At 69.7% G+C, this 20,604-nt stretch carries 21 protein-coding genes; 9 read left to right on the top strand and 12 right to left on the bottom strand.

Features of this window, described 5'->3' with window-relative positions:
• Positions 1-796: 796 nt before the first annotated feature.
• From ASF18_RS22785 to ASF18_RS03575, 4 genes are all read right to left on the bottom strand, one after another.
• Complete coding sequence (locus ASF18_RS22785) at positions 797-1,894, bottom strand: DUF262 domain-containing protein (protein ID WP_082487040.1); 1,098 nt, start codon at positions 1,892-1,894, stop codon at positions 797-799.
• A gap of 125 nt (positions 1,895-2,019) precedes the next feature.
• Positions 2,020-3,048 carry a matrixin family metalloprotease gene (locus tag ASF18_RS03585; RefSeq protein WP_056349582.1) on the bottom strand — a complete coding sequence of 343 codons (1,029 nt, stop codon included), beginning with the start codon at positions 3,046-3,048 and terminating at the stop codon, positions 2,020-2,022.
• A gap of 92 nt (positions 3,049-3,140) precedes the next feature.
• Entirely contained in the window at positions 3,141-3,953 is an 813-nt protein-coding gene (locus ASF18_RS03580) for an SDR family oxidoreductase (protein ID WP_056213313.1), read from the bottom strand.
• Positions 3,954-4,027: 74 nt separating this feature from the next.
• Complete coding sequence (locus ASF18_RS03575; protein WP_056349579.1) at positions 4,028-5,356, bottom strand: MFS transporter; 1,329 nt, start codon at positions 5,354-5,356, stop codon at positions 4,028-4,030.
• 315 nt (positions 5,357-5,671) lie between these two features.
• Here ASF18_RS03575 and ASF18_RS03570 point away from each other — a divergent pair, with 315 nt between their 5' ends.
• Both ASF18_RS03570 and ASF18_RS03565 read left to right on the top strand, forming a co-directional pair.
• Positions 5,672-6,691 carry an alpha/beta fold hydrolase gene (locus ASF18_RS03570; protein WP_056349575.1) on the top strand — a complete coding sequence of 340 codons (1,020 nt, stop codon included), beginning with the start codon at positions 5,672-5,674 and terminating at the stop codon, positions 6,689-6,691.
• A gap of 42 nt (positions 6,692-6,733) precedes the next feature.
• The gene (locus ASF18_RS03565; protein WP_056349649.1) at positions 6,734-7,603 is read left to right on the top strand and encodes an NAD(P)-dependent oxidoreductase; all 870 of its coding nucleotides are present in this window, start codon (positions 6,734-6,736) and stop codon (positions 7,601-7,603) included.
• A gap of 15 nt (positions 7,604-7,618) precedes the next feature.
• Here ASF18_RS03565 and ASF18_RS03560 read toward each other — a convergent pair whose 3' ends face one another.
• The 3 genes from ASF18_RS03560 to ASF18_RS03550 all read right to left on the bottom strand — a co-directional run bounded on the left by ASF18_RS03560 (position 7,619) and on the right by ASF18_RS03550 (position 9,264).
• The gene (locus tag ASF18_RS03560; RefSeq protein ID WP_056213320.1) at positions 7,619-7,975 is read right to left on the bottom strand and encodes a hypothetical protein; all 357 of its coding nucleotides are present in this window, start codon (positions 7,973-7,975) and stop codon (positions 7,619-7,621) included.
• Entirely contained in the window at positions 7,972-8,703 is a 732-nt protein-coding gene (locus ASF18_RS23500; RefSeq protein ID WP_156649623.1) for a hypothetical protein, read from the bottom strand. The genes ASF18_RS03560 and ASF18_RS23500 overlap by 4 nt, the downstream gene beginning before the upstream one ends.
• A gap of 72 nt (positions 8,704-8,775) precedes the next feature.
• On the bottom strand, positions 8,776-9,264 hold the full coding sequence (locus ASF18_RS03550; RefSeq protein WP_056213324.1) for an Lrp/AsnC family transcriptional regulator: 489 nt from the start codon (positions 9,262-9,264) through the stop codon (positions 8,776-8,778).
• 142 nt (positions 9,265-9,406) lie between these two features.
• On the opposite strand from ASF18_RS03550, the gene ASF18_RS03545 reads away from it, so the two are divergent.
• Both ASF18_RS03545 and ASF18_RS03540 read left to right on the top strand, forming a co-directional pair.
• Positions 9,407-10,360: a DMT family transporter gene (locus ASF18_RS03545; RefSeq protein WP_056349567.1), complete on the top strand. Its 954-nt coding sequence runs from the start codon at positions 9,407-9,409 to the stop codon at positions 10,358-10,360.
• Between the two features lie 124 nt (positions 10,361-10,484).
• Positions 10,485-11,198: a GntR family transcriptional regulator gene (locus tag ASF18_RS03540; RefSeq protein WP_056349566.1), complete on the top strand. Its 714-nt coding sequence runs from the start codon at positions 10,485-10,487 to the stop codon at positions 11,196-11,198.
• Positions 11,199-11,311: 113 nt separating this feature from the next.
• On the opposite strand, the gene ASF18_RS03535 is transcribed toward ASF18_RS03540, so the two are convergent.
• The gene (locus ASF18_RS03535) at positions 11,312-11,713 is read right to left on the bottom strand and encodes a nuclear transport factor 2 family protein (protein ID WP_056213332.1); all 402 of its coding nucleotides are present in this window, start codon (positions 11,711-11,713) and stop codon (positions 11,312-11,314) included.
• A 190-nt stretch (positions 11,714-11,903) separates the two neighbouring features.
• Here ASF18_RS03535 and ASF18_RS03530 point away from each other — a divergent pair, with 190 nt between their 5' ends.
• The 3 genes from ASF18_RS03530 to ASF18_RS03520 are packed head-to-tail and all read left to right on the top strand — an operon-like array spanning position 11,904 to position 16,486.
• Complete coding sequence (locus ASF18_RS03530) at positions 11,904-13,130, top strand: ABC transporter substrate-binding protein (protein WP_056349562.1); 1,227 nt, start codon at positions 11,904-11,906, stop codon at positions 13,128-13,130.
• Positions 13,131-13,143: 13 nt separating this feature from the next.
• The gene (locus ASF18_RS03525; RefSeq protein WP_056213336.1) at positions 13,144-14,013 is read left to right on the top strand and encodes a branched-chain amino acid ABC transporter permease; all 870 of its coding nucleotides are present in this window, start codon (positions 13,144-13,146) and stop codon (positions 14,011-14,013) included.
• Positions 14,014-14,017: 4 nt separating this feature from the next.
• On the top strand, positions 14,018-16,486 hold the full coding sequence (locus ASF18_RS03520; protein ID WP_056349558.1) for a branched-chain amino acid ABC transporter ATP-binding protein/permease: 2,469 nt from the start codon (positions 14,018-14,020) through the stop codon (positions 16,484-16,486).
• Between the two features lie 42 nt (positions 16,487-16,528).
• Here the strand turns inward: ASF18_RS03520 and ASF18_RS03515 are convergent, their stop codons facing one another.
• Positions 16,529-16,906 carry a response regulator gene (locus tag ASF18_RS03515; protein ID WP_347379729.1) on the bottom strand — a complete coding sequence of 126 codons (378 nt, stop codon included), beginning with the start codon at positions 16,904-16,906 and terminating at the stop codon, positions 16,529-16,531.
• Positions 16,907-17,118: 212 nt separating this feature from the next.
• Here ASF18_RS03515 and ASF18_RS03510 point away from each other — a divergent pair, with 212 nt between their 5' ends.
• The gene (locus tag ASF18_RS03510) at positions 17,119-17,784 is read left to right on the top strand and encodes a class I SAM-dependent methyltransferase (protein ID WP_056349551.1); all 666 of its coding nucleotides are present in this window, start codon (positions 17,119-17,121) and stop codon (positions 17,782-17,784) included.
• A 71-nt stretch (positions 17,785-17,855) separates the two neighbouring features.
• Here the strand turns inward: ASF18_RS03510 and ASF18_RS03505 are convergent, their stop codons facing one another.
• The 3 genes from ASF18_RS03505 to ASF18_RS03495 all read right to left on the bottom strand — a co-directional run bounded on the left by ASF18_RS03505 (position 17,856) and on the right by ASF18_RS03495 (position 19,196).
• Positions 17,856-18,227 carry a DUF6883 domain-containing protein gene (locus ASF18_RS03505; RefSeq protein ID WP_056213344.1) on the bottom strand — a complete coding sequence of 124 codons (372 nt, stop codon included), beginning with the start codon at positions 18,225-18,227 and terminating at the stop codon, positions 17,856-17,858.
• Entirely contained in the window at positions 18,224-18,403 is a 180-nt protein-coding gene (locus ASF18_RS03500; RefSeq protein WP_056349548.1) for a hypothetical protein, read from the bottom strand. Before ASF18_RS03500 ends, ASF18_RS03505 begins: the two co-directional genes overlap by 4 nt.
• A 211-nt stretch (positions 18,404-18,614) precedes the next feature.
• The gene (locus ASF18_RS03495; protein ID WP_244472558.1) at positions 18,615-19,196 is read right to left on the bottom strand and encodes a transcriptional regulator; all 582 of its coding nucleotides are present in this window, start codon (positions 19,194-19,196) and stop codon (positions 18,615-18,617) included.
• A gap of 124 nt (positions 19,197-19,320) precedes the next feature.
• On the opposite strand from ASF18_RS03495, the gene ASF18_RS03490 reads away from it, so the two are divergent.
• Positions 19,321-20,418 (top strand): phosphatase PAP2 family protein, encoded by a 1,098-nt coding sequence (locus tag ASF18_RS03490; protein ID WP_244472557.1) that lies wholly within the window; start codon positions 19,321-19,323, stop codon positions 20,416-20,418.
• The last annotated feature ends 186 nt before the right edge of the window (positions 20,419-20,604 follow it).

Here is a 20,604-nt window from a genome sequence, read left to right as displayed (position 1 = left end):
ATAAAAGACTTTAAAATTATAACTTATACATCAAATACTAATATTTTATAATATGTAGATTTCTTCGAGTTGTATTCAAGAGGGTATTGATTTTACTGCGGATGAATTCTATTTTTCGAAATGAAATATTTGAAATACAATGTCTGAGAAAGTAAGTCTTCAGGTTATGCTTTGTAGCTTTTATTTATAGCTGCATTTACAAGAGCGGTTTGCAGTTTTGTCATTATGCCAAACGCTCTATCTCGGCGTTTAATTAACGTGGTCTCCGATGGGGATGCAGAAGATCCATGTGCAATCTCATTCCTAGGATCGCACAATTCAAAATTTATAAAAACCTCGTCTTCAAAAAAGGGTGTTGGATCTATTCCCGTCATTGAACACAATTGTTCCAAAACCTCGAACCGCAAATTTGACTTTGTGTCTATCATTTTTCGGAACGCATTTCTATTTATATTGTCTCTTGCCTGCATAACTTGTGGGAGGAGCATGACTGCGGTTTTAGCAGGTGCTCTACCAATTTCCTGTAGTCGGTTTAAATTATATAAGTAATAAAAGGCTGGGTGTAGATCTTTATATTTTACGTTCTTGTAACTTACATGCTCAAGATACCGTTGGAAACACGCGCGGCCAAAGCCCTCCCAATGCGCATAGAGGAGTGGCACCGCGGCTCGGATAAGCACAACTTTAGTTGCAAGATCTGTGCTTCTCATAGTAGTAATTAGTGATGTTAGCTCTTTTCGCCTCCATACAAGATCGGTATCCAGAATCTCCTGCAGGGCGCTCGGCGTTACTGGTTTCACTGCTGAAACCATTCTCTGCCAAATGGAAGAGTTTTTTGAATCCGAGTTGTGCCTCTAACACCACCCTTAGTAAAATCACTGACTTCGGCTCGTGTCCAGAGATCTTTTGCTCTTTGCAATACAAAACCTCCGGGATTGGATTTTCTTAGGATCGCTTTTCTATTTTGAGCAACTCCCAAAAAGATTGCTTCAAAACCTGCTTGGCCAACTTTACCGCTGAAGGTCCCGTTTCGATAACGTTTCAGTATATTTGGCTCACCTGTAGAGTGAACTAAATCGATTGTTTCCTCAAATATTTTTATGAGAGATTGCCAATTGCTTCCATCCTCATCTGCAATTTCTATAACACCGTTATTGAGGTACTCTTCTATATCCCACCTTTTGTCGTAATCGACAAACATGAATACCAAAAAGCGGGTTACGTAGTCCATCAGGGCTTGAGTTTCTATTCCACGTTCGCTCGGCTGCATGATCGCTTTGAAGCGTCGATCGGAGGCAAGTCGTTTGATTTCCGCAAATAGATCTCTGTTGAGCATGACAATTACACAGTTCCTGAGCTCCTGATCATTCGCTTGAGATCCATGACTGTTGAGGCGCTGAAATAGATCGTATTTTGCTTTTGTGTCGCTGGTCTTTTTGAGAATTTGGACGCCAATGCGGGCACGTTTTATTGAGATCTGTTGAGCCGGCGTAAGAGCAGTTGTGCCTGCTGGTCCATCATCCCAAGTAGTATTTGCAAGAGACGGCAAAGTTCTGGTCGCCTGCAGAACTGATGGTTGCGATTTTCTGCCAGCGGAATTTCGCAATAATCCTGCGAATTCAAGAATTGTTGATACTCGTTGCAGTCCATCAATGAGTTCCCAGGCGCCAGATGCCTGTTCGAACACAAATATTGACGGGATAGGAATGCCAATGAGCAGCGACTCTATAAAATGGCTTTTCTGATAAAGTGTCCACCTAAATAGGCGCTGAAATTCTGGATTGACTATAAGTTCATTGTCTCGATATACGTTCATCAGTTCGCCAACGGACATGTCATAAGAATCCGTCGCTACACTAAGTGCGCCGCGCTCAATTTCTTTGTCTAAAGACATAAGGACCTTCTCAGGCAAAAGACGGGTAGCTAAAACTAACCAAGATTCGTCATTGCGAATCAGGAATGGTCTCGTTCGTGCAGCGCTCGCCGTGGCTTGTCACGTGAAATTATTCGGATCGTTGTTCAGGCGAAAATCATCGCGTCGGTGGGCAGGTGGACGGTGAAGGCCTTGCCCTCGTCGACCCAGCCCGGACCGGCGGCGCCGTGGTTGATGCCGTTGGCTTCCTCGGCACTGCCGGCGAAGTGATGCTGGCCGGTCTGGGTGTTGTAGAAGCGCTCCAGGGTCAGGCCGCCGGGGGCGCCCGCATCCGCGTAGGCCTCGAAGGCCACGCCCTCGTACGTGTAGGTCGGCGCCGTCTTGAGGACCTGGTCCCGCTCGGCGACGCTCGTCGTGAAGAAGTGGGCGTTCGAGGCCGTGTCGAAGAACCGGAACACGTCCACCGTGTCGGCGCCCTGGGCCGGGGCCGCCCACGGGGTGCCCTCGTAGGTGAACCACGGCAGCGTCTTTTCGATCTGCGCCTTCTCGGCCGTGCTCGTGGTGTAGAAGTGATCCCCCGTATGGGTGTCGTAGAACCGATAGACCGCCGTGACGGCGGTGCCGGCGACCGGGCTCGTCTGTGCCGCCGCGGCCACCACCGGGGCGGGCGGCGCACCGTACAGGGCCTGGATCCCGGCGATGTCGCCGGCCGCCAGGGTCGTGATGCCCCTGTCGAGGATGGCGTTCATCACCTCGGGCTTGGCGTCGTAATGGTCGAGGCCGAGCGCGTGGCCGATCTCGTGCAACGCCACCAGGGAGAGATCCACGTTCTGGGTGCCGACGATGCGGGCGCCGGAGGCGTGCCAGCCCTCGCCGCTGTCGAAGGTCACCTCCGCGGACTGCATGCGCTGGCCGCTGTAGGAATAGGTGGCGTAGCCCAGGGTCTTGCCGAGCCCGTCGATCCCCCCGAGGGTGAAGTCGATCTGGGCGTTGGCCGTCGCGGCCACCTGCTGGAAGGCGATGTCGGCGGCGGCGGCCCAGGTGGCGAAGGCGGCCTGGAGGAGGCTCACGAAGCCGGTGGGGATCGTGCCGTCGACGGCCCAGGTGACGGTGCCGCCGCCCGTGCCTGCCGCGCCCGTTCCCCATCGCGGACCTTCCAGCGCATAATCCCCCATCGACCGCCCTCCCGTGCGTTCGGGCCAGGGTCGGCGGCAGAGGTTGCGAAATCCTTACCGGACCGGCCGCCACGCGTCGGGGCGGCGCGTCCTCACACGATGCTGCGCACCACGCCGCCATCGACGCGCAGCGCCGCCCCGCTGGTGGCGCTGGCGGCCGGGCTGCAGATGTAGGCGACCATGCTGGCGACCTCCTCGACGGTGGCGAGGCGGCCGATCAGCGAGGTCGGGCGGTGCTCGGCCACGAAGGCGCGGCCGGCAGCGTCGAGGTCGACGGCGCCCCCGGCTCCGCCGTCCTGCCCCTGCGCCATGCTCTTCATGAAATCGGCGACCCCCTCGGACAGGGTCGGCCCCGGCAGCACGCTGTTCACGGTGACGCCGCTGCCCGACACGGTCTCGGCGAGCCCCCGGGCCACGGCGAGCTGGGCGGTCTTCGTCATCCCGTAATGGACCATCTCCACCGGGATGTTCACGCCGGATTCGCTGGAGATGAAGACCACCCGGCCCCAGCCGCGCGCGACCATGCCGGGGGTGTAGGCCCGCGCGAGGCGCACGCCGCTCATCACGTTGGTCTCGAAGAACCGCTGCCAGTCCTCGTCCGGGATCTCGAAGAACGGCTTCGGCTCGAAGATGCCGGTGTTGTTCACCAGGATGTCGACGTCCGGCAGGCCGGCGACCACGCGGGCCGCCCCGTCCGGACTGGCGACGTCCCCGGGCGCCCCGATGAAGCCGGCACGGCCGGTCTCGCGCTTCAGGCGGTCGACGGCGTCGCGGACGCGGTCCTGCGTCCGCCCGTTGATCGCCACGTTGGCGCCGAGTTCGCCCAGGGCCTTGGCGATGGCGTAGCCGATGCCGCTGGTGGAGCCGCTGACGAGGGCGCGCTTGCCGGACAGGTCGAGGTTCATGGGATCGTCCTTCGGAGAGGCACTGATCCGGGTCAACGCGCAGGTCGGGCCCTGGTGCGATCGCGGCGGATGCGTCAGGCGCGGGGCTGGCGCCGCAGGACGCTGGTCACCGCCCCGAGGCTCGCCAGCGCGACGGCGCACCACAGGGTCGCGGTCACCGGCCCGGCCGGCGGGCCGCCCTGGTGCAGGCCGAAGATCACCGCCACCAGGGCCGCGCCGAAGGATTGCCCGGTGAGGCGGGCGGTGGACTGCATCCCGCTCGCCCCGCCGCTGCGGTCCCGCGGGGCGCTGGTGATGATGACCTTGTTGTTGGGCGACTGGAACAACCCGAAGCCGAGGCCGCACAGGGTCAGGCGCCAGGCGATGTCGGGATGCGACGCGCCCGCGGGGAGGAGGGCCGTCGCCGTCAGGCCGGTGGCCATCAGGGCGAGGCCGAGGCCGCCGAGCAGTCCCGGGGCGTAGCGGTCGGCGAGGCGCCCCGAGATCGGGGCCATCAGGGCGATGGCCAGGGGCCACGGCGTCATCAGGAAGCCGGTCTGGGTCTCGGAGAGGTGCAGCACGTCCTGGAAGTAGAAGGGCAGGGCGACGTAGGCCATCATCTGGGCCGCGAAGGAGGCGACCGAGCTCGCCATCGACAGGGCGAAGGCGGGAATCCGCAGGAGGTCGACGGGCAGGAGCGGGCGCGCCAGCCGGGTCTGGGTCCGGACGAACACCGCGCCGAACGCCAGGGCCGCCCCGATCTCGGCCAGCGCCAAGCCTCGGGTCGCCGGGTCGCCGAGGCCGTCGACCCCGATGATGAGGAGCCCGAAGGTCACGGCGTTGAGGAGGGCGCTGCGGAGGTCGAAGCGCCCGCCGCTCCGGGGCGTCACCGGGAGGGTGCGGGCCCCCACCGTCAGGGCGATCAGCCCCACCGGCAGGTTGACCAGGAACAGCCAGGGCCAGCTCGCCACCGACAGGATGGCGGCCGCCACCGTCGGACCAGCGGCGGAGGCCATGGCCACCACCAGGGCGATGTTGCCGACGCCGCGCCCGATCATCCGCTGCGGGTAGATGAAGCGCACCAGGGCGGTGTTCACGCTCATGATGCCGGCGGCCCCGAGCCCCTGCGCGATCCGCGCGGCCACCAGGGCTTCGAAGCTGGGGGCGAAGGCGCAGGCGACGGACGCCGCCGTGAAGACGGCGAGACCGGCGAGGTAGATCCGGCGATAGCCCAGGATGTCGCCCAGGGCGGCCAGGGGCAGCAGGGCGGCCGTCACCGCGATCTGGAAGCTGTTGGTCACGAAGATCGCCGCGGAGGGCTCGACCCCGAGGTCCTTGGCCATCACCGGCAGGGCGACGTTGACGATGGCGCCGTCGAGGACCGCCATGGTCATGGCGAGGCCGATCGCGAGGAGCGCCAGCATGCGTTCGCGCACCGGAATGCCGTCCAGTCCGGGCTCGGGCGGTGTCCGGGGCGGGAGATCCTGGTGCGGGAGATCTTGACCCTGGGAGGGATCCTGATCCCGGGACGTCGTCCGGTCCGGGGAGGAAGGTCGGCCGCGCGGATCCGGGCCGGGAACGTCGGTGGTCATGGCCGAGCCCTGGGACGCCGGGCCGGAAACCGCAAGGGCCGGGGAAACGCGGCGTGTCGTTTGTCACCGGGATCGGGCGACGCTGGTGCGGAACCTGCGCTATGTCAGCCCGGTGCGTAGGATTGCGCGCCGTTGCCGGGACCCCACATGGACGCGCTCCTCAAACTCTCCGCCCTGCTGCTGGCGGCCCTGCTGTCCGTGGCGCCCGCCGCCGCCCAGCCGACCGCCAACGACACGGCGCCCCTCGGCATCGCCCTGGAGGGCTTCGCCTACCCGTACCCGGTCTTCTATCTCGAGCGGATGCGCGACGGCGAGCGCCAGCGCCTCGCCTACATGGACGTGCCCGCGGAGGGACAGGCCAACGGCCGGACCGTCCTGCTGCTGCACGGGCGCAACTTCCCGTCGAGCTACTGGCAGCCGGTGATCCAGGCCCTGACCCGCGCTGGCTACCGGGTGCTGGCCCCGGACCAGCTCGGCTTCGGCAAGTCGGCCAAGCCCGTGGGGCCCTACACCTTCGACGCCATGGCGGCCGACACCGTGGCGCTGCTCGACTCCCTCGGCCTGGCCCGGGTCGACGTGGTGGCCCATTCCATGGGGGGGATGCTGGCGGTGCGCCTCGCGCGCAATGCCCCGACCCGGGTCAACAGCCTCGTCCTCGAAGCGCCGATCGGCCTGGAGGATTACCGGTTCACGGTGCCGCCGGTCTCCGACGCCACCCTGCTGCGCCTGGAGGGCGACGCCACGGCGGAGTCCTACCGCCGCCAGCTGATGACGAACTACGCCCTGTCGCTGCCGGCCTCCGCCATCGAACCCTTCGTGGCGCTGCGCGAGCGGGTGAAGGGCTCGGGCGAGTATCCGCGCTGGCTGCAGTCCTTCGTCAATGCCTACCAGGCGATCTGGGGGCAGCCGGTGGTGCACGAGATCCCGCTGCTCCCGGTCCCGACCCTCTTCATCATGGGCGAGAACGACCACAACGCCCCCGGCAAGCCCTTCGCGCCGGAAGCCCTCCGGGCCGGGATGGGGCGCAATGCCGAGCACGCGCGGACGCTGGCCGGCCGGATGCCGAACGGCCGTGCCGTGGTGCTGCCCGGCATCGGGCACCTCGTCCACATGGAGGCGACGGACCAGTTCAACAGCCTGACGCTCGAATTCCTCGACGGCCACTGAGCGCCGGGCCACCACGACGGGAGAGACGACATGAGCGTGCGCATGGATGTCGGCGTGATCGGCCTCGGACGGATGGGCCGCGGCATGGCGGCGAGCCTGGTCCGGGACGGGCACAGGGTCCGGGTCTGGAACCGCTCGGCCGGCGCGGCCGACGGGCTCGACGGGGTGGTCCCGGTGGCGAGCGCCGCCGAGGCCTTCGCCGGGGATGCGGCCATCACCATGCTGGCCGACGACGCGGCCCTGCGGGCGGTGATCGTGGAGGGGGGCCTCCTCGACGGCGCCGGGCGCCCGGGCCTGCATCTCTCGATGAGCACGATCTCGGTGGCCCTGGCGCAGGAGCTCGCCGCCATCCACGCCCGCGCCGGCGTGCCCTACATCGCCGCTCCGGTCTTCGGACGCCCGGACGTCGCCGAGGCCGGCGCCCTCAACATCGTGGCGGCGGGCGAACCGGCGGCCATCGACCGGGCCGGGCCGCTCCTCGACGCCCTGGGCGCCCGGACCTGGGGCTTCGGGACCGAGCCGCACCGGGCCAACGCGGTGAAGCTCGCGGGCAACTTCATGCTGATCGCGGCGATCGAGGCCATGGGCGAGGCGGCCGCCCTGGCCGAGGGCCACGGGGTGACGGGGGCCGACCTCCTCGACCTCCTGACGAACACCCTGTTCGCTTCCCCCGTCTACAAGAACTACGGCGCGCTCATCGCGGCCCGGCGCTACGAGCCGCCGGGGTTCAACCTCAAGCTCGGCGCCAAGGATGTCGGCCTGGCGCTCTCCGCGGCCGGGGCCGCCGGGGTGCCGATGCCCTTCGCCAGCGTGCTGCGCGACAACCTCATCGAGGCGATGGGCCACGGCGACGCCGAGAAGGACCTCGCGGCCCTCGCCGAGGTCGCCCGCCGGCGGGGCCGGACGGCCTGAGGGCGGTTTCCGCCTTCAGCGGAAGACGAAGAGCGACACGCCGACCACCACCGGCACCAGGGCGGCGAGGCCGATGAACAGCGGCATGACCCAGCCGCCGCCGGTCTCCGGCCTCGCGGCCTCCCGCGCCTTCGGCGGCGCGGCCTCGGTCTTCCGGGCGAGCGCCACGCGGGCATGCGAGGGGGCGTTGCCGGCCGCCTCGTCGTCGGTGCCGAGCTGCGACAGGCCGGGGTCGTACTGGGCGATCTTGTCCCCGGTCCGGCCACTGTCGATGTCCGCCTTCAGCATGGCGGTGGTGGGCCGGTCGGATTCGGGCGGCGTCGCGACCGCGAGGTTGCCCGGGGACGGGGGTGTTTCGGATCGTAAGGTCATGGGGGGGCTCCGTGTCCGGGGGCGGACCTGTGGGGAGGCAACGCGCCATGGCCTCGCCCGTTCGTCGCCCGCTCTGACGCAGCACCGCGCCACGCCTCGGGGCCCCAAGCCGCGCCGCGGGCGAAAATCGCGTCCCCGTCCGGGGTGACCGGGGTCCGGCCCCTGTGCTTTCGGCGGGAGAGCGCGGCATCGGCCCGGGTCACGAGGCTGTCGCCGGACTCGCCCGCCCGGAGGGCCGCGATCCCGCAGGAACAGGTCCGGGCGCCGACGACGGGCAGGGGCGTCCAGCGCGCCGTCGGGGCGCCGCCGGTTGTCGAGGCCGGTGAGCAGACCGGTGCTGGCCAGGCGCTCGACGGGAAGGACGCATCGGAGACGGCCCGCAGCGTGGCGCGGTCCTCCGGTGCGGACCACGCTTCGACGATCTCCCGGAACGCCTCCGTCGCGCGGACGTCCGGCAGGATCGCGGCGATGCGCTCGATGACCGCCCGCCCCCAGGGCGTGCGTGCGCCCATCACCCGGCTGAAGCGCGGGGCCGGATTCTCGGTCATGGGCCACCCGATCCAGGGCCGGGGCTCGCCCAGCGCCCGGGCGGAGGAGGCCGCGGTGTCGGCGTGACCGATCACGTCGTCGAGGCGTCCGTTCTGGAACGTCCGGAAGGCCTCGTCGAACGCGGAATGCCCCTGCGGCGCGCCCGCACCCTGCGGGATCGGGGCGATGGCGGGCCCCATGGACCGGTTGCGCAGGACGCTGATGCGCAGCCCCGGATGCTCCGTGAGCAGGCTCCGCCGCCGGAGGGCCCCTCAGCGCCGAAGATGGCCGAGGGGCAGGGCGGTCGTGTACTTCACCTGTCCCAGGGCGAAGCTGGAGCGGATGCTCGCGACGCCGGGAATTCGGGTGAGGTAATCGAGCACGAGCTTCTGGAACTGGCCCAGATCCTCCACCACGACGCGCAGCATGTAATCGGCCTCGCCGCTCATCAGGTAGCACTCCATCACCTCGGGACGGTGGCGCACCGCCTCGTCGAAGGCCGTGAGCGCGGTCTGGGTCTGTTTCTCCAGCGTGACGTGGACGAAGACGTTGACCGCCAGCCCGAGGGCGATCGGATCGGCCACCGCGACGGAGCGCTGGATGACGCCGCTGGCCTTCAGGTCGTTGACCCGGCGCCAGCACGGCGAGGTCGAGAGCCCGACCTCCTGGGCCAGCTCGGCGACGCTGATCTCGCTGTCCCGTTGCAGGCGTTCGAGGATGCGCAGGGAGGCGTCATCCAGCATGATCGACCGCGGCGGCATGATCTGTCCCCAAACTGGATGCATGCGGCATGTTTTGCCGATTGTACCGGTCTAACCGGAAAATCGGGACGAACATACCGCCGAGCGGGACATAAACATCCTGGGCCGCGGCCTCGTCCGCGATCTGTCCGCGGACCCCCTCATGGTCAATCCCTTCTCCCCACCCTTGGCCTCCCCACCCTTGGTCTCGCCACCCTTGGCGCCGGCCCGTCCCCGCATCCGGGTTCCGACGGGGGCCTGGCTCGGCCTGATGGTGCTGCTCTGGGGCCTGAGCTGGCCGGCGATGAAGCTCTGCCTCGACGCCGCGCCGCCTCTCTGGCTCGCGGCCCTGCGCTTTTCCAGCGCCGGCGCGGTCCTGTTCGGGCTCCTCGGCCTCGCCGGCCGCCTGCGCTGGCCGCCCCGGGCCGACTGGCCGGTGCTCGCCAGCGTCGGGCTCCTGCAGATGATGGCCTTCACGGCCCTCGGCCTGATCGCGATGCGCCACACCGATGCGGGCCGGGCGGCGCTGCTGGCCTACACGACACCGATCTGGGTCCTGCTCGGCGCCGGCCTGGTGCTGCGCGAGCGCCCGTCGCGCCGGCAGGGCGTCGCGATCCTGCTCGGCCTCGTGGGCGTCGCCGTGGTCTGCTCGCCGATGGGCATGGATTGGACCGATCCCGACGTGCTCCTCGGCAACGGCCTGCTGCTCGTCTGCGCCCTCTGCTGGGCCGGGGTCATCCTGCATGTCCGCCGCCACCGCTGGCGCGCGCATCCCCTCGACCTCGCGCCCTGGCAGATGCTGCTGGCGGCGGTCCCGCTCGCCGTCGCCGCCTTCGCGGTGGAGGGGCCGCTCGCCGTCGCGTGGTCGCCACGCCTCGTCGGGCTCCTGGTCTTCATCGGGCCTGTGGCGACGTCGCTCTGCTTCGTGATCTTCGCGACGATCGGCCGGCGCATCGACAGCTTCACCATGGCGAACGCCACCCTCGGGGTTCCGGCGGTGGGCCTCCTGTCCTCCGCCCTGCTGCTGGGCGAGCGCCTCGGCCCTGCCCTGCTCGTCGGCCTCGGCTGTCTCGCCGCCGCCCTGGTCACAGCGGCGCAGGATGCGCGCCGCGCCTGACCCGGATCGGTCGAGTCCATCCCGGACCCTCGCCCGCGCGGCCCCTCGGCCGGAGGCAGGGGGCCGGATCTGGTCCCACTCGTGCTTCCGGAGCCGCGACGGGCACGGGATGGATCGACGCGACATGCAGGACGACGAGACGCGGGTGGAGAGCCGGGACCGGGTGGGCTCGATCTGCCGCTCCCTGCGCCGGGCGATCGTCGAGCGGGCGATCATGCCCGGCGACCGCCTGCCTGAAGATGCGCTGGGCGAGCGCTTCGGCGTCAGCCGTACCATCGCCCGCCAGGCCCTCGGGCAACTGGCGGGGGAGGGGCTGGTGGAACTGCGGCGCAACCGCATCGCCGTGGTGGCGACTCCGAGCTGGGCGGAGGCGCGCGACACCTTCGACGTGCGCATCAGCCTGGAGCGCCTCGTGGTCGCGCGCCTCGCCGGGCAGCTGACGCCCGCGCAGCAGGCGGCGCTCCACGCGCACATCGCCCGGGAGGAGGCGGCGCAGGGCGGGGCCGACGGCGCCTCGATCCGCCTGGCCACCGAGTTCCACCTGCTGCTCGCCCAGATGACCGGCAGCCCGGTGCTGGAGCGCTACGTGGCCGAGCTCGGCTACCGCTGCGCCCTGGTGCTCTCGCTCTACAGCCGGCCGCATTCCGCCGAATGCGGGGTCGCTGAGCACCGCGCCCTCGCCGCCGCCCTGATCGGGGGCGACCCCGCGCGGGCCGTGGCGCTGATGGACCACCACCTCGACGCGGTGGCCGAGCGGGCGCGCATCGTCGCCGCCCCGCCGCGCGAGCGCGACCTCGGCCGCCTGCTCGCGCCCTACATCGAGCCCGTGGGCGGATGAGGGTCCCGCGGACCCAATCCGTCTGATCCCTTCGGGATGGCGGATACGGGCTTCGCGCACGCGCCGCGCCGGCTTGCCGATCCGGGCACCGCTTCGATCATGCGGAGCCCGGATCAGGTGTTCAGGTCGTGCCGGCTGAGGAGGCGCTCGGCGCTGTCGTTCCAGACCTCCATGGTCACGATCAGGCCGTCCCGCACCGTGAAGCGGTCGACGTAGCGGTTGCCCTCGAACGGCGTCCCGTCCGGCCATGCGCCGTAGAGGGTCCCGAGGCTGTAGACCGTGGTGACGCCGTCCCCCGGCACCACATCGAGGCGCTCCATCCGCTTCTTCACCCAGGCGTAACGCCCGGCATTGAAGGCCGTGACCTCGCGGGGATGCCCGAAGGTGCGCCCGCCCGTGAACACGATGGTGATGCCCGGCGCCATGTAGGTCGCCGCCCGCTCGGGGTCGGGCACCATCGAGGCTTCGAGATAGGCGGTGACGTTGGCCGCGTCGCGGGCGGTGGTGTCGGTCATGGTCGGGCCTCCGGTGACACGCCCCTCCCTGCCGCAAACGCCGCCAAAGTGCATGCAACAAGTGTATGCACTTTGGCGCATCCGCAGGCACTGAGCGGGGTCTGGCGAGAATCCCCGTGCAAATTCAAGGCCGAAGCGGCTGGCATGGGGGTTGCGGGGTGGGGCAAGACGCAGCCGCCGGAGAGACCCCATGCCCCGCCGACCCCTGTCCAGCCGACCCCTGTCCGGCCGATCGACGCCCCTGACCCGCCGCCTCGCCCTGGGGGCCTGCGGCGCTCTGGGCGCCTGCCTCGTCCTGGGGCTCTCCGGCGCGGCCCGGGCCGCGGAGCCGATCCGGATCGGCCTCGTCACGGCGCTGAGCGGGCAGTCGGCGAAATCCGGCGAGGCGATCTCCCGCGGCATCGGGCTCGCCATCGACGAGGTCAACGCCCGCGGCGGCGTGCTCGGGCGGCCTCTGGAGCTGGTGGCGCGGGACGACGAGGCCAACCCGTCGAAGGGCGTGCTCGCCGCCCGCGAGCTGATCCAGCGGGTCGGCGTGGTGGCGCTGGTCGGCGGCCTCGACACGCCGGTCTCGATGGCGCTGGTGCCCATCGCCAACCAGATGAAGGTGCCCTTCCTCGGGCCCTGGGCCGCCGGCACCGGGATCACCCGCAACGGGGCGGCCGACAACTACGCCTTCCGGGTCTCGGCCGTGGACGCCCTGGTGGACGAGGCCCTGGTCGCCTACGCGGTGAAGACCCATCGCGCGAAGAAGCCCGGAATGATCCTGGTCAACAACGCCTGGGGCGAGTCGAACCAGCAGGGCCTGACCGCGGCGCTGAAGGCCGCCGACCTGCCGGCCGCCGGCATCGAGAAATACGAGGCCGCCGACCTCGACATGGTGCCCCAGCTCACCCGCCTGCGGGAGGCCGGCGCCGACACCCTGTTCCTCGTCGGCAATGTCGGGCCCTCGGCCCAGGTGGTGAAGTCCCTCGACCGGATGGGCTGGAGCGTGCCGGTGGTCTCGCACTGGGGCCCGGCCGGCGGGCGTTTCGACGAGCTCGCCGGGCCGAGCGCGGCAAGAGTCCACTTCATCCAGACCTTCACCTTCGCGGGCAACACCAGCCCGAAGGCCCTCGCGGTCCTCGACGCCCTCAAGGCGAAGTATCCGGCGATCAAGTCGATGGCCGACGTCACCCCGGCGGTGGGCATCGCCAACGCCTACGACGCCACCCACCTGCTCGCCCTGGCGATCCAGGCCGCCGGCTCGACCAAGGGACCGGAGGTGCGGGACGGCTTCTACAATGTCGCGACCTATCCGGGCCTGATCAAGACCTACGACAAGCCCTTCGCGCCGGGCCAGCACGACGCCCTTGGGCCGCAGGACTACGTCTTCACCCGCTTCCAGAACGGCGAGATCGTCGCCGTTACCAATTGAAGGGACGGGGCCGATGCTCACGGGAACGCTCATCACCGGCCTCGGCCTCGGCAGCATGTACGGGCTCGTGGCGCTCGGCTTCCACGTCACCTACGCGGTCTCGGGCACGGTGAACTTCGCGCAGGGCAGCGCCGTCACCCTCGGGGCGGTGCTGGGCTACACCTTGGCGGTGACGCTGGGCTGGCCGATGCCGGCGGCGATCCTCGGGGCGCTCCTGGGCTGCGCGCTCCTCGGGGTCACGGTGGAGCGGCTGCTGGTGCGGCCCTTCGTCGAGAAGGGCTCGGACGCCTGGCTCCTCGCCACGGTCGCGGGCGGCATCGTCCTCGACAACGCGATGCTGTTCACCTTCGGCAAGGAGCCGCGCAGCCTGCCCTCGTCCCTGGCGGTGACGCCGGTGGAGATCCTCGGCACCGGCCTCTATCCGCTCCAGCTCCTCATCCCGGTGGTCGGCCTCTCGGTGGCGGTGGCGATCCGGACCCTGTTCCGGCGCACCGACCTCGGCCGGGTGCTCCTGGCGGTGGCGCAGAACGCCGACGCGGCGCGGCTGATGGGCATCGACGTCCGGCGCACGGTGGCCTGCGCCTTCGCGCTCTCGGCGCTGCTGGCCGGGGCCGCCGGCCTCCTCATCGCGCCGCTGTTCTCGGTCTCGGCCGAGATGGGGGCGCTGTTCGGGATCAAGGCCTTCGCGGTGGCGATCCTGGGCGGCATCGGCTCGGCCACGGGCGTGGTGCTGGCGGGCCTGCTCTACGGCCTCGTCGAGGCCGGCGTCACCGCGACCCTCGGCTCCACCTACACCCAGCTCGTGGTCTTCTCGGTGATCATCCTGGCCCTGGCGCTGCGCCCCGACGGGCTCCTCGGCCGCGCCGCCATCAACAAGGTCTGAGCCGATGCACCGCCTGCGCGCCCCCGCCGCGATGCCCCTCACGATCCTGGCCCTGACCCTGGCGGGGCTGGCCCTGGTGGGGCTGACCGGCGGCTACAGCCACTTCGTCATCGCCCTGGTGGCCCTGACCACGGTCGCCGGAACGGGGCTCAACGTCCTCCTCGGGCTGACCGGGCTGATCTCCTTCGGCCATGCCGGCTTCTACGCCATCGGCGCCTATGCCAGCGCGATCCTCACCGGGGCCGGGCTGAGCTTCTGGCTCGCGCTGCCGGCGGCCGGCCTGCTCTCGGGCCTGGTCGGAGCGGGGCTCGCGGTGCCGGCCATGCGGGTGAAGGGCCCCTACCTCGCCATGGTCACCATCGCGTTCGGCTTCATCATCGAGCACGCCCTGATCGAGGGCGGGGCGCTCACCGGCGGCCAGAACGGCCTCGTGGTCACCGCCGGGCCGAGCCTGTTCGGCACCCCCTTCGCCGAGCGCGAGCTGGCTTTCCTCGCCGTGCTGGGCGCGGGCCTCGCCCTCTACGGCTTCCATCGCCTCGCCCGCAGCCGCCTCGGCCGGGCGATGCGGGCGGTGCGAGACGCCGACGTGGCGGCCGCCTCCCTGGGCTTCGACCCGGTGCGGGTGAAGACGCTCGCCTTCGCGATCTCGGCGGCGCTGACGGGCCTCGCCGGGGCGGTGCTGCCGCCCCTGATGCTGTTCATCGCCCCGAGCTCGTTCCCGTTCTCGCAGTCGATCCTGTTCGTGCTCTCCGTGGTGGTCGGCGGGGCCGGCACCGTGCTCGGGCCGCTCTTCGGCGCCCTCGTCACCGTGCTCCTGCCCGAGACCCTGGCGGGGCTCGCCGAGTACCGGCTGCTGTTCTTCGGCCTCGCCACCCTGGTGGTGCTCTGGCTGGTGCCCGCGGGGATCGTCGGCAGCGCGGCCCGGCTGCTGCCGCGGCCCCGCACCGGCGCCCGGCCGCCGGCGCTGGATTTCGCCCGGCTCATCGGGCAGCGCGGGGGCGAGCCTCTGGTGGTCGAGGGCATCGGCATCCGCTTCGGCGGGATCCGCGCGGCCGAGGGCGTCTCGGTCCGGGCCGAGGCCGGGGCGGTGACGAGCCTGATCGGCCCCAACGGCGCCGGCAAGACCACCGTGCTCAACATGATCTCGGGTTTCTACCGGCCGCAGGCCGGGGCGATCCGCTTAGGAGACCGGGACCTCGCCGGGGCCCCGGCCCACGCCATCGCCCGGGCCGGCATCGCCCGCACCTACCAGACCACGCGCCTGTTCGGCTCGCTCGGCGTCCTCGACAACGTCGCCCTGGCCTTCGAGCCGGGCCGCCTCTGGCGCCCCTCCGGCAAGGGCGACCGCGCCGCCGCCGCGTCCCTGCTGGACTTCGTGGGCTACGCGGGCGACCTCGACCGGCCCGCCGGGGAGCTGCCCCATGTGGACCGCCGCCTGGTGGAGATCGCCCGGGCGCTCGCTGGCCGGCCGCGCATCCTCCTCCTCGACGAGCCCGCCGCCGGCCTGACCCGGGCCGACACCGACGCCCTGGGCGGTCTCCTGCGCCGGATCGCCGGGCAGGGCATCGCCGTGGTGCTGGTCGAGCACGACATGCCCCTGGTGATGGGCGTCTCCGACGCGATCCTGGTCATGGATGCCGGGCGTCCGATCGCCCACGGGACGCCGGCCGCGATCCGGCACGACCCGGCGGTGATCCGCGCCTATCTGGGCGGGGCCGACACGCCGGCCCGGCCCCGCGCCGTCGCCTGGAAGCCGCCGGCCGACGCGGTACTCTCCACCCAGGGCCTCACCGCCGGCTACGGCGCCGCCCCGGTCCTCGACCGCGTCGCCCTCGAGGTCCGCCCCGGCGAGACCGTGGCGCTGCTCGGCGCCAACGGCGCCGGCAAGTCGACGACCCTGCGGGCCCTCGCCGGCCTGCTCCGGCCGGTCTCCGGCGGGATCGTGCTGGAGGACCGGGCCATCGCGCAGCTGCCCGCCCACACCATCGCCCGCCTCGGCCTCGCCCTGGTGCCGGAGGGCCGGCAGGTGTTTCCCGAATTGACCGTGATCGAGAACATCCGCCTCGGAGCCCATGGGCGCAAGGCGCCCATCGACCTGGCCGAGATCGAGGCGCTGCTCACCCGCTTCCCTCGCCTGCGCGACCGGGCGACGAGCCGGGCGGGCCTGCTCTCGGGGGGCGAGCAGCAGATGCTGGCGATCGCCCGCGGGATGATGGCGCAGCCGCGCATCCTGCTCCTCGACGAGCCCTCCCTCGGCCTGGCCCCGGCGATGATCAACGCCCTCTACGCCGTGGTGGCGGACCTGCGCGACCAGGGCGTCACCATCCTGATCGTCGACCAGATGGCGGCCCTGGCCCTGACGGTGGCCGATCGCGGCTACGTGCTGGAGCAGGGCCGCGTCGTCACCGCCGGCACCGCCGCCGAACTCAGCGCCGATGCCGGCCTGGAGGCCGCCTATCTCGGCGCCGCCTGACAGGGCGGCCGGTCCGACCGGTGGCCGCGGCCAGCGCCCCTTCTAGCGCTTGCGTGCTTTCAGAGGCTCGGGTTTCTGACCGTCCGGCAGGATCATGTCGAGGTGGTCGTGGACGATCTGAGCGCTGAAGGGCTTGCCCAGGAAGACAGCCCCCTCGGGAAGATCCCCCACCCCCGGTTTGACGCCGCCGGATGCAACGACGATCGAGATGTCGGGCCAGCGCCTCGCGGTCGTTCGTGCCAACTCGAAGCCATCGGGGCCGCCCGGCATCTCCACATCGGTGAACAGCAGCACGATCAGGTCTGCGTGGTCCTCAAGCAGCTTGATCGCTTCAACGCCATTTGCTGCCGACAGGGCGTGGAAGCCGGCATCCTCCAAGATCGTTTCCGCATCCATCCGAACGAGGAAATCGTCGTCCACGACGAGGGCATACGGCGCGTTCGGGGGGTGAGGCATGTCCATCAAGCCGAGGGGACGGACAAAAGTTCAGATTGGCGGGAGCATGGGTCTGGATCGCCACGGCTGGCGCGCCTGATGGATCGGGGTTCGGAGGGGGAGCCAAGAGGGTCGAAGCGTCCGCAAGCCACCTGACGCGGACGTTCGCCAGCTCGTCGCGCGTGATACGATCCGGCATGGATGCTTTCTCAGATCCGCAGGCCGTTGCCCGCTACGCCGAAAACCCGCCGCGCATGGTGCCCGGCTATGCCGACATGCAACGTATGGCGAGGCTTCTCCTCGCGGAACGCGCCCCGGACAAGGCACAGGTGCTCGTTCTCGGCGCGGGCGGCGGCCTCGAACTCAAGGTGTTCGCCGAGGGGCAGCCCGGGTGGACGTTCGTCGGCGTCGATCCGTCTGCCGCAATGCTTGACCTTGCCCGGAAAACCCTGGGCCACCTCTCCGACCGTGCGCATCTTCATGAGGGGCTGATCGATGGCGCGCCGGAGGGGCCGTTCGACGCTGCCGCCTGCATCCTGACCCTGCACTTCATCGAGCGTCAGGAGCGGTCACGCACCCTCCGGGAAATTCGGCGTCGTCTAAAGCCCGGTGCACCCTTCGTCGCGGCGCACTTCAGCATTCCGCAGGATGAACGCGACCTCTGGCTTTCACGGTATGCCGCTTTCGCGACGGCCTCCGGCATCGAAGGCTCATACGCCGAGCGTGCAAAGACCGGGATCGTAGAACGCTTGCCGATCCTTTCGCCCGAGGAGGACGAGACGCTGTTGCGCGAGGCTGGGTTTAGCGGGGTCCGCCTCTTCTACGCCGGGTTTGCCTTCCGGGGCTGGGTCGCCTGGGCCTGACGCCAAAGAGCCGCAAACCACCCCCGGTGGTCGTTCACACGGTCGAACGGATCGGCGCCCGATCCTCCGGATCAGGGGCTCGGCGCCGACCGGTTACGGTCGGGAAACGCCGCCCCGAAGCGGCCCGTTTCGCCCTCGGCCTCCGCGATCACCAGCCAGACCGAGCGGATCCAAGGCCTGCGGCCCGAGGGTGTCCCCAGGGGACCGACGCAGGTCAGCATGTCAGCTCCGTATTCGGAGGGCTGGCGGGCGACGAGGGCAGCGCCCTGGGCTTCGGCAAAGAGGGCGTCCGCGAACGCCAAGGACTCGGTCGGCGCGAAGCCGAACCCGCGGAAGAAGCGTGCTTTCGGCCCGCCATGCGGGTGGGTCACGTCCAGCAGATCATTGCAGATCTTGCGGGTATCGATGCCGAGCCGGTGCGGGACGACCGCGTTCCCGCTCACCGCTCCGCTGGGACGGCGAGCGTCGGGAGCGCGGCCGGGACCGCCGCAAGGGCCTCGGCGGGCTCGGCGAACGCGACCGGATAGCCGCGGCCTCCCGGCTGGACCGCGACGATCGTCCCCTCGGTCCCTGCTTCGATCCGCGCGCCCGACTCGGCGTTCACCGCACCGATCAGCACGACGCGGTCCAGGTCTCACAGGCCTGGCTGGTCGTTCCTCAGCAGGAACTGCGTTTCGATCGACAGGCAGGAGAGGATACGCTGCCCGCCGAATGGCACACCTGGCACCGATCCGCGACGGCCGCGGGCGGGTGACGAAACCTCGCCGGCCTCACCGGACGCAGGGTTCGGGCGCTGGGCAAAGGCTCGCCCCATCTCCACCCGAGACCGCTCACTCCACCCCGCCTCCGCCCTCCTCGCGGAGCAGCGCCGCGGCGCGGCTTCGGGCGCGGGCCCAGCGCCGGCACTCGCGCCGGGCATCCGACAGGGCGCGATGCTCCGCCGCCGGATCGTCGCGTGCCTCCAGGCGCAGGGTCGCCAGGAGCTTGCCCGCCAGGGCGTCGCGCGCGGTCGGCGCCACGCCGCCCGCCGCGAGCACGTCCAGGACGGCGCGGCGCTGCGCCTCCGCCGTGGCCTTCAGCCGGAGGGCGTGGCGCGGCAGGCCGGCGGCGCGCAGGAGCCGGCTCAGCCAGTGCCCGTCCCAGGAGGGCGCCGAGGCGTAGAGCGCCACGTCGCGCAGGGCCGTGAGCATGTGCAGCGCCACCCAGTCGTGGGCGACGCCCTCCCGCACCAGGCGTTCCCGGGCGAGCCCGTGCACCGCCTCGGCCTCGGGCGCCCAGTCGGTCCAGCCCGGGGCCGGGCGGATGAGGAAGCTCTCCGACTTACCGTCGGGAAACACCCACGCGACCTCGATCGGGTAGCTGGTCTTCGCGAGGGAGGACGCCTCGAAATCCAGGAAGGCGATGCGGCTCAACGGGGGACCATCGGGGGGACCATCGGGGTTGGGAACCGGAACGGGATGGGGAAAAGGAACGCCGCCGGGCAACAAACCGGCGCAAAGCCGAGTTCCGGCTGCGACGAACTACGAAGGATGCCGGGTGAGCGACGCAACTCCGATTTCGATGCCCGCGCGCGGGACGCGCCGCGGACTCGCCGAGGCCGCCTCCCTCGCAAGATCCCCCCTTTCAGGATCCCCCCTTTCAGGATCCGCCCTCGCCAAACCCATCGCCCGCATCGGCCGGGTCTCGGCCGCCCTGGCCGCGCCGCATCCGGCGCTCTGGGGGCTCGCCCTGGCGGTCGCCCTCCTCGATGCGGTGTGGCTGCGCCGGACCGGGATCGCCTTGGCGCCGTTCGGCTTCGGCGTGGCGGCGGGCCTCGTCGCGGCGCTCCTCGCCCTCGCGGTCCTGTTCGGCCCGATCCTGTCCGAGCCCAAGCTGCGGGCGATGGCCCTGGCGAGCGCCGGCCTCATCGCCGTGACCGTGCCGATCGCGGTGCTGCACTACCTCACCGCCACCTGGGCCCTGCCGCTGGCCGATGCGCGGCTGGCCCGGGCGGAGGCGGCGCTCGGCCTTGACTGGCCCGCCTACTACGCTGCCCTGCAGGCGCAGCCGCGCCTCGCCTGGTGGCTGGCGCTCGCCTACCACACCAGCGGGCCGCAGGTCGGGCTCACGGTGATCGCGCTCAGCGCCACCCTCCGGGTCGGCCGGCTCTGGGCCTATGTGCGGATGTTCGCCGTGCTGCTCCTCACGGTCGTGCTCATCGCCGCCCTGGTGCCGGCGGCCGGCCCCTTCGTGCAGTACGGTCTCGCCACCGTGCCGGACGGCTCCATCGAGACCCTGGGCGCCCTCTGGCACCTCGACGCCCTGGAGCACCTGCGCGCCGGGACCCTGCGCACCCTGGCCCTGGAGGACATCCGCGGCCTCGTGACCTTTCCCTCCTTCCACGTCTGCCTTGCGGTGCTGACCGCCTGGGCGCTGGCGCCGATCCCGGTCCTCGGCCCCCTGGCGATCGCCCTCAACGCCGTCATCGTGGTGGCGACCCTCGGGGCCGGTGGGCACTACCTGCCCGACCTGCTGGCCGGCTTCGTGCTCTCGGTCACGGTCATCGGCGGACGTGCGATCCTGCGCGGACGCCGCACCCGCGCGCCGGGCCTCCTGACCGAACCCGCCCCGCACGGGTCGCGTTGTCCGGGGTGAACGCGCGCGGCCGGCCCCCTCGGGGCCCCCGCGCCGTGCGCCATCACCCGAGCCGGGGCCGATACGCCCATCGCCGGGGCCGTCGCCTCCGGACAGGACGGCCCCGCGCGCGACGTTCGGGATCGCCATGATGTGCCTTGGCCTTTGCCTGGGGATTTGCCTTGGCGCATGCGGCGCCCCACCTCG

The sequence above is a fragment of the Methylobacterium sp. Leaf89 genome (assembly GCF_001422215.1).
Classification (GTDB): domain Bacteria; phylum Pseudomonadota; class Alphaproteobacteria; order Rhizobiales; family Beijerinckiaceae; genus Methylobacterium.
This window is presented reverse-complemented; position numbering and strand designations above follow the sequence as displayed.

What these genes read in the sequence shown, in the direction of transcription:
- ASF18_RS03540 (WP_056349566.1), top strand. Translation starts at nt 10,485, where the DNA reads ATGCAGGACGACGAGACGCGGGTGGAGAGCCGGGACCGGGTGGGCTCG.
- ASF18_RS23500 (WP_156649623.1), bottom strand. Translation starts at nt 8,703, where the DNA reads ATGGGGCCCGCCATCGCCCCGATCCCGCAGGGTGCGGGCGCGCCGCAG.
- ASF18_RS03565 (WP_056349649.1), top strand. Translation starts at nt 6,734, where the DNA reads ATGGATGTCGGCGTGATCGGCCTCGGACGGATGGGCCGCGGCATGGCG.
- ASF18_RS03545 (WP_056349567.1), top strand. Translation starts at nt 9,407, where the DNA reads ATGGTCAATCCCTTCTCCCCACCCTTGGCCTCCCCACCCTTGGTCTCG.
- ASF18_RS03560 (WP_056213320.1), bottom strand. Translation starts at nt 7,975, where the DNA reads ATGACCTTACGATCCGAAACACCCCCGTCCCCGGGCAACCTCGCGGTC.
- ASF18_RS03575 (WP_056349579.1), bottom strand. Translation starts at nt 5,356, where the DNA reads ATGCTGGCGCTCCTCGCGATCGGCCTCGCCATGACCATGGCGGTCCTC.
- ASF18_RS03525 (WP_056213336.1), top strand. Translation starts at nt 13,144, where the DNA reads ATGCTCACGGGAACGCTCATCACCGGCCTCGGCCTCGGCAGCATGTAC.
- ASF18_RS22785 (WP_082487040.1), bottom strand. Translation starts at nt 1,894, where the DNA reads ATGTCTTTAGACAAAGAAATTGAGCGCGGCGCACTTAGTGTAGCGACG.
- ASF18_RS03570 (WP_056349575.1), top strand. Translation starts at nt 5,672, where the DNA reads ATGGACGCGCTCCTCAAACTCTCCGCCCTGCTGCTGGCGGCCCTGCTG.
- ASF18_RS03550 (WP_056213324.1), bottom strand. Translation starts at nt 9,264, where the DNA reads ATGCCGCCGCGGTCGATCATGCTGGATGACGCCTCCCTGCGCATCCTC.
- ASF18_RS03585 (WP_056349582.1), bottom strand. Translation starts at nt 3,048, where the DNA reads ATGGGGGATTATGCGCTGGAAGGTCCGCGATGGGGAACGGGCGCGGCA.
- ASF18_RS03510 (WP_056349551.1), top strand. Translation starts at nt 17,119, where the DNA reads ATGGATGCTTTCTCAGATCCGCAGGCCGTTGCCCGCTACGCCGAAAAC.
- ASF18_RS03520 (WP_056349558.1), top strand. Translation starts at nt 14,018, where the DNA reads ATGCACCGCCTGCGCGCCCCCGCCGCGATGCCCCTCACGATCCTGGCC.
- ASF18_RS03530 (WP_056349562.1), top strand. Translation starts at nt 11,904, where the DNA reads ATGCCCCGCCGACCCCTGTCCAGCCGACCCCTGTCCGGCCGATCGACG.
- ASF18_RS03535 (WP_056213332.1), bottom strand. Translation starts at nt 11,713, where the DNA reads ATGACCGACACCACCGCCCGCGACGCGGCCAACGTCACCGCCTATCTC.
- ASF18_RS03580 (WP_056213313.1), bottom strand. Translation starts at nt 3,953, where the DNA reads ATGAACCTCGACCTGTCCGGCAAGCGCGCCCTCGTCAGCGGCTCCACC.